The sequence below is a fragment of the Saprospiraceae bacterium genome (assembly GCA_016710235.1).
Lineage (GTDB): Bacteria > Bacteroidota > Bacteroidia > Chitinophagales > Saprospiraceae > Vicinibacter.
The window spans coordinates 2,789,130-2,805,197 of sequence record JADJLG010000001.1 but is presented as its reverse complement, the minus strand read 5'-3'; the positions used below and the strand labels follow the sequence as shown (position 1 = coordinate 2,805,197).

Annotated in this window: 11 protein-coding genes; 5 read left to right on the top strand and 6 right to left on the bottom strand. The window is 37.4% G+C overall.

Annotation, left to right across the window (positions count from 1 at the left end):
• Positions 1 to 2: 2 nt before the first annotated feature.
• Both efp and IPI99_11070 read right to left on the bottom strand, forming a co-directional pair.
• Positions 3 to 569, bottom strand: a complete 567-nt coding sequence (gene efp / locus IPI99_11075; protein MBK7341060.1) for an elongation factor P — start codon at positions 567 to 569, stop codon at positions 3 to 5.
• 141 nt (positions 570 to 710) lie between these two features.
• Entirely contained in the window at positions 711 to 2,237 is a 1,527-nt protein-coding gene (locus IPI99_11070; protein MBK7341059.1) for an OmpA family protein, read from the bottom strand.
• Positions 2,238 to 2,609: 372 nt separating this feature from the next.
• On the opposite strand from IPI99_11070, the gene IPI99_11065 reads away from it, so the two are divergent.
• From IPI99_11065 to IPI99_11050, 4 genes are all read left to right on the top strand, one after another.
• Positions 2,610 to 6,047: a T9SS type A sorting domain-containing protein gene (locus tag IPI99_11065; protein MBK7341058.1), complete on the top strand. Its 3,438-nt coding sequence runs from the start codon at positions 2,610 to 2,612 to the stop codon at positions 6,045 to 6,047.
• Positions 6,047 to 8,269, top strand: coding sequence for a S46 family peptidase (locus IPI99_11060; protein ID MBK7341057.1), 2,223 nt, complete (start codon positions 6,047 to 6,049; stop codon positions 8,267 to 8,269). The genes IPI99_11065 and IPI99_11060 overlap by 1 nt, the downstream gene beginning before the upstream one ends.
• Before the next feature lie 198 nt (positions 8,270 to 8,467).
• Positions 8,468 to 8,848, top strand: coding sequence for a DUF2116 family Zn-ribbon domain-containing protein (locus tag IPI99_11055; protein ID MBK7341056.1), 381 nt, complete (start codon positions 8,468 to 8,470; stop codon positions 8,846 to 8,848).
• 63 nt (positions 8,849 to 8,911) lie between these two features.
• The gene (locus IPI99_11050; protein ID MBK7341055.1) at positions 8,912 to 10,888 is read left to right on the top strand and encodes a KUP/HAK/KT family potassium transporter; all 1,977 of its coding nucleotides are present in this window, start codon (positions 8,912 to 8,914) and stop codon (positions 10,886 to 10,888) included.
• Positions 10,889 to 10,924: 36 nt separating this feature from the next.
• Here IPI99_11050 and IPI99_11045 read toward each other — a convergent pair whose 3' ends face one another.
• Genes IPI99_11045 through folE form a run of 4 tightly spaced genes read right to left on the bottom strand, consistent with a single transcriptional unit; the run spans position 10,925 to position 14,874 of the window.
• Entirely contained in the window at positions 10,925 to 12,826 is a 1,902-nt protein-coding gene (locus tag IPI99_11045; protein MBK7341054.1) for an ABC-F family ATP-binding cassette domain-containing protein, read from the bottom strand.
• Between the two features lie 12 nt (positions 12,827 to 12,838).
• Positions 12,839 to 13,411, bottom strand: a complete 573-nt coding sequence (locus IPI99_11040; GenBank protein ID MBK7341053.1) for a YqgE/AlgH family protein — start codon at positions 13,409 to 13,411, stop codon at positions 12,839 to 12,841.
• On the bottom strand, positions 13,412 to 14,299 hold the full coding sequence (gene fabD, locus IPI99_11035) for an ACP S-malonyltransferase (GenBank protein MBK7341052.1): 888 nt from the start codon (positions 14,297 to 14,299) through the stop codon (positions 13,412 to 13,414).
• Positions 14,296 to 14,874 carry a GTP cyclohydrolase I FolE gene (folE, locus tag IPI99_11030; protein MBK7341051.1) on the bottom strand — a complete coding sequence of 193 codons (579 nt, stop codon included), beginning with the start codon at positions 14,872 to 14,874 and terminating at the stop codon, positions 14,296 to 14,298. Before folE ends, fabD begins: the two co-directional genes overlap by 4 nt.
• A 141-nt stretch (positions 14,875 to 15,015) precedes the next feature.
• Between folE and IPI99_11025 the strand changes: the two genes are divergently transcribed.
• Positions 15,016 to 16,068, top strand: coding sequence for a sensor histidine kinase (locus tag IPI99_11025; protein MBK7341050.1), 1,053 nt, complete (start codon positions 15,016 to 15,018; stop codon positions 16,066 to 16,068).

The following is a 16,068-nucleotide window of genomic DNA, read 5'->3' as shown; positions in this document are numbered from 1 at the left end:
GTTTATTGTTTTGATCTCTCTAAATATTCACCTGTACGGGTATCAATTTTTAACATGTCCCCTTCCTCGATGAACAGTGGTACTTTCACTTGAGCACCTGTCTCAAGTGTAGCAAACTTCATTGCATTGGTTGCTGTATTCCCTTTTGCACCTGGTTCGGTATATGTTACTTCTAATATGACGTGTGGTGGTAATTCTGCCGTAAGTGCTTGTTCCTTTGCTGCATGAAATATGACTTCTATTTCCATTCCATCTTTCAGGAACTGACCATTCTCGATCATACTTTCAGGTAAACTTATTTGATCAAAAGTTTCAGTATTCATAAAGTTGAATCCGCTTTCATCTTTATAAAGATATTGAAATTTTCGTCTTTCTACTCTTACTTCGTTTAAAGTATGTCCTGCAACCCATGTATTCTCCACTACTTTGCCACTGGTCATACTTTTTAGCTTGGTACGAACAAAAGCATTGCCTTTACCTGGTTTGACATGCTGGAATTCGACTATGGTATAAATGTCATTATTGTAATCTATACACATGCCATTCCTGATATCTGATGTATTTGCCATAAAATTTTAAATAATTGCTTCTTTTCGGCAAAGATAAAGATTTCGTTCTTCTTCAGGCAAATTCCGATAGATTCCGCTGTTCGGGAAATGGATTTTTCAGTTCCATGACCTTCAGGTAGTTAAGATCAATTCCGAAGAGAATTACTTTCTCGGAATGAGATTGAACTCGGTCCTCCTATTCAGAAAACGGCCTGATTCTGTCTTATTATCAGCTATTGGCTTATTCGAGCCAGAACCGGCATAACTCATTCGAGAAGATGAAATACCTCTTTTGATCAAATATTCATAGCAAATCTTGGCTCTTTTTTCAGAAAGGTCCAGATTAAACTGAGCGCTTCCTGTATTATCTGTGTGTCCTCCGATTGCCAAATTGTACGCATCATATTTATCCATGATTTTAGCCACTTTATCGAGTATTTTGAAAGACTCCGGTTTCAAAGTCGATTTACCAAGATCAAATTGAACTGCCCTCATTGCAAACTCAAGAACTTCCTTATCTTCTTTTTCAATCACAGGGCATCCATTATTCGAAGCCGGGCCGGCATTATTAGGACAGGCATCAAGCTTGTCCTGTATTCCATCACCATCAGTATCTGGGCATCCTTTGAATTGAGCTAAACCGGCAGTAAACGGGCAGTCATCCATTTCGTCATCGATTCCATCATTATCTGCATCTTTCTTTGAGTCAGGACAACCACCTTTGGATTTTAGACCTGGAACTGTTGGGCAGCGATCGTCTTTGTCAGACACGCCATCGCCATCACTGTCCGGACAACCAAACAAGGCAACAATACCTGCTTTATCAGGACAATGATCATTTTTGTCTGGAACTCCATCACCATCAATGTCTGAATCCGGGCAACCATTATTAGAGGCCGTACCTTTGAGCTGCGGACATTCATCCACATTATCTGTAATACCATCTCCATCAGAGTCAGGGCATCCATTAAGTTCGATTTTTCCTGCTAGTTCTGGGCATTGGTCTTTCGTGTCTTCTAAACCATCTCCGTCGGTATCAGGGCATCCAAGAAATTTTGGCAAGCCTGATACACTAGGGCATACATCCAGTTCGTCAGGTACACCGTCTCCGTCAGAATCCAGTTTTTCAGGCATTACAGTTTGAGGTTTTGTCATTTTTCTATTTCCAAGTAGGTAAACAAAGCCAAACTGGTGCTGTAAATGATTCTCCCAATTGGCTATCGACAGACGAAAATCACTTTGCCATTGGAGATAAGCCTGTGGATGAAACATAAAATTAAATCCTATCCCGATTGGCGCTTCCAGACCGAAATCTCTGCCCTTAGGTAAATTAGCATTGATACCAGCCACGATAAAAGGATTGATCCACTTGCAATTTTTGAAAAAGTGAAATTGGCCTTGAACTCCAAAATTAATGTAAGGCAACTTTATATCTTCTAGCAATGTATCTTTCAAAATACCTGCACCAAAGGGCACAGTTAAGCTGATTTTTGATCCGAAATTACGGATATACCCAAGCTCAAACCCATTTTGGTAAGTATTTAATGCAGAAGAAGTCTTATCCTGAAATGTGTTAAAATCCATGAAAGTCTTTCGGACAACCAATCCGTTCTTAAAGTCAAAATACTGGGCACTTGCTTCATAGCCAGCGATAAGTATTACCAGGAGACAGAGTAATATATTTTTCATTAGATCTACTATCGGTTAACACGCAAAACTATGTATAATTTCCGAAATCTTCAAATGATTGTCAAAAACTTATACATTTTGCTTTTTTGCTATGCGAATATCTCATGCCTACAAACTTTTAATACTAATTCGCAGCTCATGATCCATTCTTTGAAATATTCAATCGTGGATATCCTGATTAGAATCCTCATTTTATTTAAAAATATCAACGATTACAAATAATGCTAATGAGTTTAAATGCAAAATCTAACTATTAAATGAATTACTTTCGCATTAAAATCAAAAGCTATTATGCGGATCTGTATCATCTTTTTGATATTCATTTTTTACTCAGCTCATTCTTTCAGTCAAAATCACAAGCTGAAGGAAATCATGAATAGCTCTTCTAATTTTAATGAAATCTGCAAAAAAGCAGACAAACTTTTATCCAGGCATGAGTTGGAAAATCTTGGATTCAGGAGGCTTTTTCATCTTGGCAAAAGAAAAAAAACAAATTTAGACAATGCCAGGATGAGATATGAAAGATGGAAATGGTACTGGAGGGATCGCTTGGATGAAAATGGAAATTTTCCTGATCTGCAGAGATTGTCAAGCATCTATGATGAAGCTCTTTCAAACGCTCAACGCTCAGGTCACTTCCGCTCAGCTCCGAATTGGAAGCATGAAGGACCTGTCAGGAACACCGGTGGATATTGGGGCATGGGCAGGACAACTCATATAGCGTTTCACCCATATGAACCAAACACTTTCTTCGTGGCTTCTCCTAATGGCGGCTTGTGGAAAACAGTAGATGGTGGAAAAAATTATTCCTCCATCACCGAAAATATACCGTATCAGCCGGTGGGAATTGTAGTCATTGATCCTAACCAGACTAATACAATGTACATCACCTTGGGTGAGAAAGAGGGCTGGTGGCAATATGGTCTGGGAGTTTACAAGACCACAAATGGTGGTCAGACTTGGACAACTACGGGCTTAAATTGGAAGTTGACAGACTCCAGGGTAATTTTCGCGCTAGAGATGAATCCCTTGAACAGCAAATCTCTGATCGCTGCCACGAGTGCTGGGCTATACCGTACTTACAATGGTGGCACCAATTGGACGAGAATCAGAACGGAAAATTTCAGCGATGTCAAATTTAAAATTGGTGATACTACTACGATTTATGCAGCAATCAATGATTATTGGGGTTCTTGCGAGATATTAAAATCTACTAATGCAGGCAATAGCTGGAGTCAAATTTCAATTTTTAATCAACAAAAAGCTTTTCTCAAACTGTATACAACTCCCGCAGATCCTGAATACTTAGCGATCAATCAAAGTGTAGATGGAAAGCGCAATTTTTTGCTGTCTAAGAATAGTGGAGCCAATATTTCATTTGTTTCGGAAATGCCTGAAAATCTTACTTTCTTAATCTCTCCTACAAATAAAAATATTTTGTACTGTGGATACGTAGTGTTATACAGGTCCGATGATGGAGGAAAAAATTGGAATCAAATATCAAACTGGTATGGTGGCACAGGATTACCCGAAGTGCATGCAGATCATCACTATGCCGCGTTCCATCCACTTCAAAAAAATAATCTTTTTTTCTGTTGTGATGGAGGTGTATACAGATATGCAGAATCTGCTAATTCATTTACTGAATTGTGTAATGGATTGCCAATTTCTCAATTTTACAAAATGGCAATATCAAGTGGTACCCCACCACTCATGGTCATGGGAAGTCAAGATAATGGTGGATTCGTCCGTCGAACAAATGGATCTTGGGGCAATACTAATGGTGGAGATGCAATGTGGCAATTGATTGATCCTAATAATTCAAATGTGGGATACACAGAGTATTGGGGAGGTACCGCGGTTTATCGAACTACCAATGGATTTAATTCATTGACGGAAATATCACAAAATATACCCGGAACCCCACAAGGAGATTGGGTTACTCCCTTTGCCTTTAATCCCAAAAACACAAAAGCTTTTTTTATTGGTTATGAAGATATTTTTGTGAGTTATGATCGCGGTGATCATTTTACAAAGTTGACAAACAACCTTACCGGTGCCGTTGACAAAGAATTATCAAATCTTGAATTGAATGCTGCTGATTCCAATTGGATTTTAGCCGCTCATAGCAATATCCTCTATTCTTCAAAAGACTATGGCAAAACCTGGACAAATACGAATTTATCAAGTGGAGAAAGAATCAGCGATATCGAAATGCATCCTTCGCAGTCTACGAGAGCTTGGGTAACACGAAGTGGCTTATCACAGGCTAATAAAATCTTTACTACTTCAGACAAAGGAAAAACCTGGTTAAATATTACCGGGAACTTTATAAATACACCAGTACTTTCTATCACTTTTGATGAACCTACAAATACATTATTCACAGGCACGGATGTCGGTGTTTTCTATACCGATGCTGACTTGATTAATTGGCAGATATATGGAAACAATATGCCTAAAACATCCATCACTGATTTAGATATCCATGCAGGTACTCGATCCTTGTATGCATCAACTTTTGGAAGGGGAGTATATTCCATTAATTTACCAGATTGCTACCCGACAGAAATACAACTTTCTTGTTCAATAAACAAAGCTAACTTTGTCCAAATAGACAGTCAAAAGGTTTGCATTGGTGATACTATCAGATTTAAGACAATTCAAAACTATATTGATGGTCAATATAAATGGACGGGTCCTTCAAAGCTTGATACAACCTTATTAGGCACTCAATTTTCACCGGAGTTGGCGATCAAATCATTGTCACAAACGGGACTTTACATTTTGCAATTTACGTCAAAAGATGCTTGTGTAAAAACCGACACAATATTCCTTAAAGTATATTCCAAACCAATTGTTAAAATAATTCCATCGCATTTGTATTTTGATTGCAACCACAAGTCCATTACTCTTTCAGCCGGTAAAGATTCAATTTATACCTACAACTGGAATTATGGAGGAATTACTGATACACAACACCAAATATCAGTAAATGACACCGGCACTTATAATCTAAAAATTAAGCATGATCTCAGTGGTTGCATTGTATCTGATTCTATTCACTTATCGAGTGTGAAAGACCCTACCACAGAGTATGAAACTACAGATGTAAACTGCTATGGAGACAAAACAGGTAGCCTTTCAATCTCTGTAAAGGATGGTCAGGCACCTTACAAAATCATGTGCTCGAATGGTGACAGCACCAACCTTATTCAAAATTTGGAAGCTGGAGATTATTTTATAATAGTAACAGACGCCAATAAGTGCATGGTCCAAGATACGCTATCCATTCATCAACCGGATTCGATCTCAGTAAATATTTCACTTTCAGAAATATCTACCGGTGTATATGAGCTCAGATTACAAGTTATCGGCGGCACCGCGCCATACACCTATTTAATTGAAAAATCAATTACGCACGAGTTTATAGGAAATGATTCCATTTTGGTTAATCTTTTACCAGATATTTATAATATTGAAATTAGAGATCATAATAACTGCATTTGGAAACTCGAAGGATTTATTATCAAAGAGCCCAACTCTAATATAGAAGTAAGTAAAAATGCGCTGTATTTGTATCCTAACCCGGCAAAAGAGCTGCTAAATGTTGAAGCAATGTTTTTACGGAATAAAAACGTCCAAATTGAAGTTTTAAATTATGATGGTAAATCAATACTCAAAAAGACCATGGAAAATTTTACAGGAAAATATAGTATAAAACTTGATGGAATCAACCAGGGACAATATCTCCTAGAAATTACTTCAGACAAATATAGATCAGACAAAACTTTTAAAATCATTCGATAATGGCAATTCAAAAATGTAGGTTGTATTTTACTCAAGCAATTGTATACGTTTTCATATTTATTCAAAGCCCGTGGTTGTGGGCAGGAGAAGGAATGTGGCTTCCTCTGCTTCTCAAGTCTTTGAATGAGAAAGAAATGCAAAATATGGGAATGAAAATGTCAGCAGATGATATTTATAATGTGAATAAAGGATCATTAAAAGATGCGATAGTTCATTTTGGTGGAGGATGCACTTCAGAAATTATATCATCACAAGGATTGCTTCTGACAAATCATCATTGCGGATATGGTTACATCACAGGACATAGTTCAGTTGAAAAAAATTACTTGAAAGATGGCTTTTGGGCTGCAACTCATGCACAGGAATTGAGGTGTGCAGGTCTCACCGCGACACTTCTGGTGAGAATGGAGGATATCACATCATCTATATTAAAAGACGTCTCACCAACAAGTTCAGAAGAAAATCGCAAATCGAAGATTGATGAAAATATATCAGTCTTTAGAAAATCATTCAAACTCAACCAATTTGAGGAATTGTTGATTCGACAATATTATAATGGCAACCAATATTTTGCACTAGTGACAACTACCTACCAGGATGTTAGATTGGTAGGTTCACCGCCTGAAAGCATCGGCAAGTTTGGTGCTGATACCGACAATTGGGTTTGGCCTAGACATACAGGAGATTTCTCTTTGTTCAGGATCTATGCTGGAGGTGACAATATGCCGGCTGAGTATAGTGAAGATAACAAACCCTATATTCCAAAACATTTTCTACCTATTTCATTAGACGGTATACAAGAAGGTGATTTTACAATGGTATTTGGTTATCCTGGAAGAACTAACGAGTATCTCACACAAGAGGGAATGCGCCAAATCGTAGAAGTCCAAAACCCGATTCGGATTTCATGTAGAGATAAAATTTTGCAGACTATGGACAAGTATATGAGAACGGATGCAAGCGTTAAAATACAGTATGCAGCCCAGTATGCTTCCATTGCTAACGCTTGGAAAAAGTGGATCGGAGAAAATCAGGGAATAAAATTCACAAAAGGCTTGGAGAAAAAACTCAAATTTGATAATGATTTCCAATCCAAAATAAATTCGCAAACCTTAGAAGGCATTCCAAGTGATATTCTACAGAAGTTGAAAGAACAATACTTGCTGAACGAACCTTACTTGAGAGCAAAAGAATCATATGCAGAAGCATTTCAAAGGAGCTCACGAATTTATGAAAACTATTCCAACTTTCAAGAGATTCTGGCAGAAGACGAAAAGCATGGCAAGGACTCTGCTGAAAAATTAAAATCAAATCTTGCAGTAAGTATTTCACAAACGTATTCAGGTTTCAATCCACAAATTGAGAAGGAGATTTTTGCATTGATGTTAGCAGAGGTCCAAAAAAATTGTCCAAGTCAATTTATCTTCCCGGCATTGAGGACTATTTCTCAGGAAAATTTCAACAATTATACTCAAATCACAGACAAATTAGTAACTAAAAGTGCGCTTTTTTCAGCTAATGAAGCAACGCGCTTATTAAATCTACCATTTGATTCATTTCATGCAGCTTTAAAGCTTGATCCATTGTACCAGTTTTATGACGAGTTAAATTATTTTGTAGTCAGTGATATAATTAAAAACAGTACAGAATACGAAAACAACATATCGATTCTAAGACGACAACATATGGATGCTTTAATGCGTCTCTTCCCAGAAAAGAGATTTTATCCTGATGCAAATTCCACCCTCAGAGTCACCTATGGAAATGTAAGTGGATTTTATCCAAGAGATGGAGCATGCTACCAGGCGCAAACTTATCTCGATGGTGTTGTAGAAAAATATATTCCAGGAGACTACGAGTTTGATGTCCATCCAAAATTATTAGATCTTTATAAGAAAAAAGATTACGGCATTTATGGTGAAAACGGGAAAATGCCACTTGCCTTTATTGCATCAAATCATACAACAGGTGGCAATTCTGGAAGTCCGGCAATTGATGCTTATGGAAATTTGATTGGTTTGAATTTTGACAGAGTTTGGGAAGGCACCATGAGTGACATCAATTACGATCAATCAATATGTAGAAATATAATGGTGGACGCACGTTACATATTATTTATTATAGATAAATTCGCCGGAGCGGGGCAGTTGATCCAGGAAATGAAACTAACCCATCCAAAATCGGATCTTAGCAAAAAATCCAGATCGAAGAATAAAAGATAATGATATTTCTTTTAGCAAATAAAGGATAGAGCTTCATTAGCTTATTTATAAATTAAATAACAATCAAAAATAATTCAAGTTGATTAGTAAAAAATTATAAAAGTTTCATGTGATATATTATCAATCTTAGTTGCTATTACTATTTTTAATGCAATAAAATGAAATTGTAACACTTCGCAATTATAAAACATTCACTCTATGTTAAAGTCAGAAAAGAAAAAATGCATAGTTTGCTCGTCAGATATTTTTGGCAGGAGCGATAAAAGATTTTGCTCTGATAATTGCAGGGCGGTTTTTCATCAATCCGAAAATAAATCTGTATCTGCTTTAGTCAAGAAAACCAACAAAGTATTGCTCAAAAATTACAAAATACTCTCTCGGTTCAATCCAGACGGCAAGAAAATAATCAATCGAGATCGGCTGGAAAACGAGGGTTACTCATTTGAATTTATGACTCAGATCATTACAACCAAAAAAGGCAACCAGTATACATTTTGTTATGATCAGGGCTTTATGCAACTTGAGGACGGGAAACTTATCTTGGTAAAAAGAGAACCAAAGTCTGACAAACAAATATAACAAAAATTAACCATGCGAAAGGAGCCTTTATCTATCTTTGGTTCAAATTAGAAATAGATTGATATGTCTGGAAATGGATTCAGTACGAGTAAACTGAGTGTCGCAGGGGTTCTGATCGCACTTGGAATAATTTATGGAGACATAGGTACTTCTCCCCTCTACGTTATTCAGGCGATCATTGGGAGCAAGGAAGTAAGTAAGGAATTAATTTTCGGCGGAATGTCTTTGGTTTTCTGGACTCTGATTCTAATCACGACAGTAAAATATGTGATTCTAGCATTAAATGCAGACAATAAAGGTGAAGGTGGAATTTTTGCTTTATACGCACTAGTTAGGAGGTACAAATCAAATTGGGTGATTTATCCGGCGATTATTGGATGTGCGACCTTGATAGCTGATGGGTTTATTACTCCTCCGATCACGATTTCTTCTGCAGTAGAAGGATTGCATTTGATTTTTCCAGATGTAGAGGTCAATACAGTACCTATTGTGCTAGTGATCATATTTGCCCTCTTCTCATTTCAACAAGTGGGAACTAAGAAAGTTGGTTTTTCTTTTGGCCCCATAATGTTTATTTGGTTCTGCATGATTGCTGTGTTAGGATTCATACAAATAGTTGAATATCCTGAAATTTTACAATCCTTAAATCCTGTGTATGGGGTCAAGTTATTGGTTAATTATCCAAAAGGGTTTTGGATTCTTGGTGCAGTATTCCTTTGTACTACAGGAGGCGAAGCACTGTATTCTGATTTAGGTCACGTAGGTAAGTCTAATGTAAGAGTGAGTTGGACATTTGTATTAATTGCATTACTCTTATCTTACTTTGGACAGAGTGCATATGCACTCAATCACCATGAAGGTGCTGTCCTAACTAATGAGGCTGGAGATACTGTTTCCAGAATTTTTTATAGCATGATGCCGAAGTGGTTTTTGCCAATTGGCGTAATCATTTCGCTTTCTGCTTCCGTTTTGGCCAGTCAGGCTTTAATTTCTGGTGTGTTTACTTTGGTAAACGAAGCAATGAAACTCCACCTTTGGTTCAAAATGAAGGTCAATTATCCTTCTTCTCTAAAAGGTCAAATCTATATCCCGGGTATCAACTGGTTTTTGATGTTGGGCTGTATGGTGGTAGTATTAATTTTCCAAAGATCGGAGAACATGGAAGCGGCATATGGATTAGCCATTACTGCGAATATGTTGATGACCACATTATTATTAGGATTTTATTATCGGATCAGAACCCATAATTTCTTTTGGGTGATGTTATTCACAACAATATTAATGATCATCGAAACGACATTTTTGATTGCGAACCTCGATAAATTTTTCCATGGTGGTTGGTTCTCTTTTGTACTATCTATTGGAATAGGTATCATGGTATTTGTGTTATACAATGCCCAAAAAATAAGGCAGAAACATACACAGTTTGTACCTATTGCGGATTTTGTATCTACACTCAAAGACTTGAATGATGACCTTACTATACCTAAAGAGGCGAGCCATTTAGTGTATATGGCTTTAGCTGATGACAAAAGGATGATCGATTCCAACATCATGTATTCTATACTTCGTAAGAAACCAAAACGAGCAGATGTTTATTGGTTTGTACATGTTGAAATCTTAGATGATCCCTACTCAAAATCATACACGGTAAATACAATTGTGCCAAGAGAAATTTTCTTCATTCATTTGCGCTTTGGTTTCAAAGTAGATCACAAAGTCAATGCAATGTTCTTTGAAATCGTAGACCAAATGGTGAAGTCTGGTGAAGTAGATACACGCAGTCCTTACCCATCTTTGCGAAAGCACCATATGCCGGCAGATTTCAAATTTATGATATTGAACTCAAGAGTATCTGCGGATTCAGAACTGAGTGGTTTTGAGAGATGGGTAGTCAGGAGTTATCGACTAATCAAGAAATTTAGCTTGCCAACCCATGAAGATTTTGGCTTAGAGATATCAAATGTTGAAAATGAAATAGTTCCTATCCTGATCAGTCCTAAAACTGAGATGGAATTAAAACGCACGAATCACTATTGACGACTCGAAAGGAATTTTAAGTTAAATTGATAAAGGTCACGAAATTATTTCCAACGCAGTCATTAATTCTTCCCATTCAGACGTTTTTTGCTTGAGGTCCTTTTTTATCGAATCGTACTCAGCTATAATCTTGTCGGAACTGGTATTAGTAAAAAAATCTGCATTTGCCATTTTAACCTCTATACTTTTAATTGATTCTTCTAACTTTTCAATACTTTTCTCAACTGTTTGAATCTGTTTTTGGAGTTTCCGGCCTTCATCAGGAGACTTCAAAGTTTCCATTGATCCTTTTTGAACTGACTTTGGAGTATTAAGCCCTCCTTGGGTATTCTCTACTCCAGATTTTTCTATAAAATAATCAATATCGCCTTCATATGATTTGATAGTATGGTCTTCAAAACTGATTGTACGAGAGGCAATCCCTCTGAGAAATTCCCTATCATGCGAGACAATGATTACCGTACCACCATAATGAATAATAGCTTCCTTTAAAGAATCTTTTGATGGGATATCTAAATGATGAGTAGGCTCATCCAGAATTAGCAGATTATGTTCATTAACCAAAAGCATGGCTAATCTTACTCTGGCTTTTTCTCCTCCTGACAATACCTTAATCTTTTTATCTACATCCTGCCCTTCAAATCCTAAGCCTCCAAGCAATTTACGTATGAAAGGTCTGATGGTCGGAATTGCAGCATCTTCTATGGTCTCCAATACGTTTTTATTAACATTCAGAATTTCTGTGTGTTCTTGAGCATAATATCCGATTTTGACTTCGTAACCCACTTTAATTTCACCCTCGCTGGGTTTAATTTCATCACAAATCAATTTGACCATGGTACTTTTCCCATTGCCATTTCCTCCTACGAAACTCAATTTCTGACCACGTTCTATGAGCATTTCTATATTTTCAAATACATTTTTCTCTCCGTATGATTTACTGAGATGATGAGCTTCCAACACTACTCTTCCACTTTGTCGGGATGGTTGGAATCTTAATCGGATTGAAGACAATTCTTCTTCCGGAGCATCCATCATCTCAGTGCGGTCTAGTTCTTTCTGCAGAGATTTCGCAAAACTGGCTTTATTGGCTTTTGCCCTGAATTTGTCAATCAAAGCTTCTTTATGCTGAATCACACGTTGTTGTGATTTGTATTCGTTCAACTCTATTTCTTTGCGTTCGGCCCTGTATAATTTATATTGAGAATAATTTCCTTTGTAATCATAAATCCTTGCTCGATCAATTTCAATTACTCTTTTTGCTAGCTTGTCAAGAAACTGAAGGTCATGTGAAATCAACAATACCGTACCGGGATAATCCGCCAGATATTTTTCCAACCAAATGATTGAAAGTATATCGAGATGATTGTTGGGCTCATCGAGCAATAATGCTTTGGGTTTTGAGAGCAATAGTTTTGCCAACTCAATTCTCATTCTCCAGCCACCACTAAATGTGCTGGCTTGTAAATCCAACTGATGATTTTGAAAACCCAGGCCAAAAAGTATTTTTTCGATTTCTCCATCCAATTTGTCTACATGCAATATATCAAAACGGTGGTGAATCCATTCTTGTCTGTCCAGCAATCTTGACATTTCATCCGCGTCCAATTCCGGATTATGCAATTTATGTTCAATGCTGGTAAGTTCATCTTTCAGTAGTTGGATTTCCGTAAGACTACGCATCAACTCATCTCTTACACTTAGTCCCCGGTCTTCAGGAAGTTCTTGTTTTAGAATTCCAACAGTGTAATCATTTGGAATTTCAACAGAACCAACATCAGCTTTATACTCTCCGGTAATCAGTTTAAACATCGTTGATTTTCCCGTTCCATTCCGGCCTGTGATCGCTACTTTTTCGCCTGGAGAAAATGTGAGATTTACGTCCTTGAGCAGGGCACGTTCCCCAAAAAATAAACTTACATTAGAAAGACGGATCATATCAGAATGGTGCTAATTGAGAATTGAGTCAGTAGACATTTGGCCGATGATACTAAAATGATCGCCCTTATGTTCTAAGGCTGTTTTCCAGATGTCTCTCTTTTTCTGCGAAAAAATATAGTTAGAATCAGCTTCAGCAAGAAACCATGATTTCAATTCTAATTCTTCTTCCAGCTGCCCTGGAGACCAACCACTATATCCCAAGAAAAATTGAATGTCATATGGGCCTAATACTTTGGTACGGATAAGGAATTTGATTTGGTCAAAATTTCCTCCCCAATATATACCTGGACCTACCAGAATGCTATCATCGATGATATCGCCTTTGCAGTGCAGAAAATGTAAGGTTTCAGGTGCCACTGGTCCACCATAATGTACCTTCAAAGGAAACTCATCAATTTCATCAATAAGCTCCTCAATTGTGAAATCCATTTCTTTATTTAATACAAATCCTACTGAACCATCGGATTTCAAATAGTCTACGATCAGTATTACTGTCCTTCGAAAGTGCTCGTCTATCATAAAAGGCTCTGAAATTAACAAACTTCCCGTTTCTAATCGGAGTTGCGATTCTGATTCTTTCATTTAAATAGAAGTTATAGTTTTAGATCTATCAATTCTTTTCATAAATCCGGAAAGAACGGTCCCATTCCCTCCTACCTCATAATATTCTTCAATACCGATATGGATCATGTTTTGTACTATTTCTGTCCATCGTACAGGCGAATTTAGTTGTTTGCTCAATAAATCTTTTATCTCATTTGCATTCTGGTGTGGGCTGGCGTCAACATTTTGGAAAACCGGACAATTTGCTGTTTGAAAACAGGCCTGATTGATAGCCTCATTTAATTTTTCCTGAGCCGGAGCCATGAGTGGTGAATGAAATGCTCCTCCCACTTGGAGGAGGATGAAGCGTTTTGCTCCTGCTGCTAACATTTTCTCTTCGGCTTTTTTCAATCCATTCAAACTGCCTGATATTACTAGTTGACCGGGACAGTTGTAGTTTGCAGGAACTACTACCTCATCTGTAACGGAGGCACAAATTGACTCAATCTGCTGGTCTTCCAGGCCTACAATAGCAGCCATTGAGCCTGGATTCAATATGCATGCATTGTGCATTGCATCTGCTCTCAATGCTACAAGTTGAAGCGCTGACTCGAAGTCAAGTACTTCCGCTGCAACCAACGCGGAAAACTCACCCAATGAGTGTCCAGCCACTGCATCAGGTCTAACCATATTCTTGCGACAGAGAAAACTGATGACAGAGTGGATAAAAACCGCCGGCTGTGTGATGTTTGTAGCTTTTAGTTCGTTTTCTCCTCCATTAAACATAATATCGCTGATGCGAAATCCGAGTACTTTATTTGCAAGCTCAAAAAGTTCTTTAGCATTCTGGTTTTCTTCATATAAATTTTTACCCATTCCAGGAAACTGACTGGCCTGACCAGGAAATAAATATGCTGTCTTGCTCATTTTCTGTCCTTGATTAGATTTAAAAATTCATTCCTGGTTTCTACATTACGGAAGATACCTGTAAATGCGCTCGTGGTCGTCATTGAATTCTGTTTTTGAACGCCTCTCATCATCATACACATATGAAAAGCTTCGATTACAACTGCTGCACCAAGAGGATTTAATGCATCCTGGATGCTATTCAATATCTCGTGGGTGAGCCTTTCTTGTACTTGTAGCCGCCTGGCAAATACATCTACCACTCGTGGTATTTTGCTCAGACCTACAATCTTCCCACTGGGTATATAAGCCACATGTGCTTTTCCAAAAAATGGTAGCAAATGATGTTCACAAAGAGAATATAATTCTATATCTTTCACAACCACCATTTCTGAAAAGTCTTCAGAGAACAGTGCTGATTGCAATATCGCAGCGGCATCCTGGTGATACCCTTGGGTAAGAAACTCCATGGCTTTCGCCACCCTCTGAGGAGTTTTAGACAAACCCTCACGATTAGGATCTTCGCCAAGCCCACTTAGGATTTGCCTATAATGGTCGGCTAGTTCAGTGTTTTTCAATTTATAAGATTCATTCATTGTTTATGACTGTATGAAGATCAAAAATAACTCTTGCAGCTTGATTTGGTTGGGCAAAAACTTGCCTTTCATAAAATTTTTAACCTGATTGGTCGATTTCTGGCAGATTTGAAGCCGTTGCAGAGCTATATTGCATGCGAAATGGAATATTTACAGGCCCTTTTTCAAAGAAAGTCAGGGTCCTTGGCTTGGATGCAAGGGCTAGCCTGGTTCATTTTCTTTCTTATATTTTGTTATTTGAGTTTGGCAAGCTGGCCTTGGGAGTTCATCTTACTGTGGGCTTTCATTAATACCCTCTTTTATTTTACTCTGGTTTATATCAATCTGGGCTACTTATTACCCCAGTTTTTTTTAAAACAGTCCTTTGGTATTTATACATTTCTGATCATTGGAATTGCTTTTGTCGCCACACCGCTCAAAGTGTACGTCAATCGTATTTTAGCTCTGAGCTTCGATCATAATCTACTCGGTTGGACCGTTGATTCAAAATTAACGTTCATCTCCTTGATTATAATTCCGGCTTTATCCTCTCTAGCCAGAATTCCATTGGATTGGTTCAAAATGCTTTCAGAGAAAAAAGAGTTGGAGACAAAAAATATTGAAACTGAACTTCAGTCTTTGAAAAACCAAATAAATCCACATTTTCTTTTCAACACATTAAATAATTTATATGCACTCACTCTAAAAAAATCTGATATGGCTCCGGAAGTTATATTGAAGCTCTCAGATATGATGAGATACATGTTGTATGAGTGCAATGAGGATAAAGTTTCTCTGGAACGTGATTTGAAATACATCACAAACTACATAGATCTGGAAAAAATCCGATTGAATAAAAATGCAGATATTGCAATCCAAATAACCGGAGATATTTCTAAAACAAGAATAGCACCTTTAATGATACTTGCATTTGTGGAAAATAGCTTTAAGCACGGAATCAAAAATTCTATAGGAAATGCTTTTATCCATATCATGATTGAAATGCATGAGGACGTTTTGGAGCTCATTATTGAAAACTCAAAAGAAAGTGTTGTAGCGGGAAGTATGCACAATCACAGGTTGGGAGGAATTGGATTGAGCAATGTAAAACGAAGGCTGCAAATACTATATCCTTCCCGACACAGTTTATTAATCGATGACCAACCCGATTTATTTCGAGTGCATTTGACATTAAATACAAAAGAAACTATATAA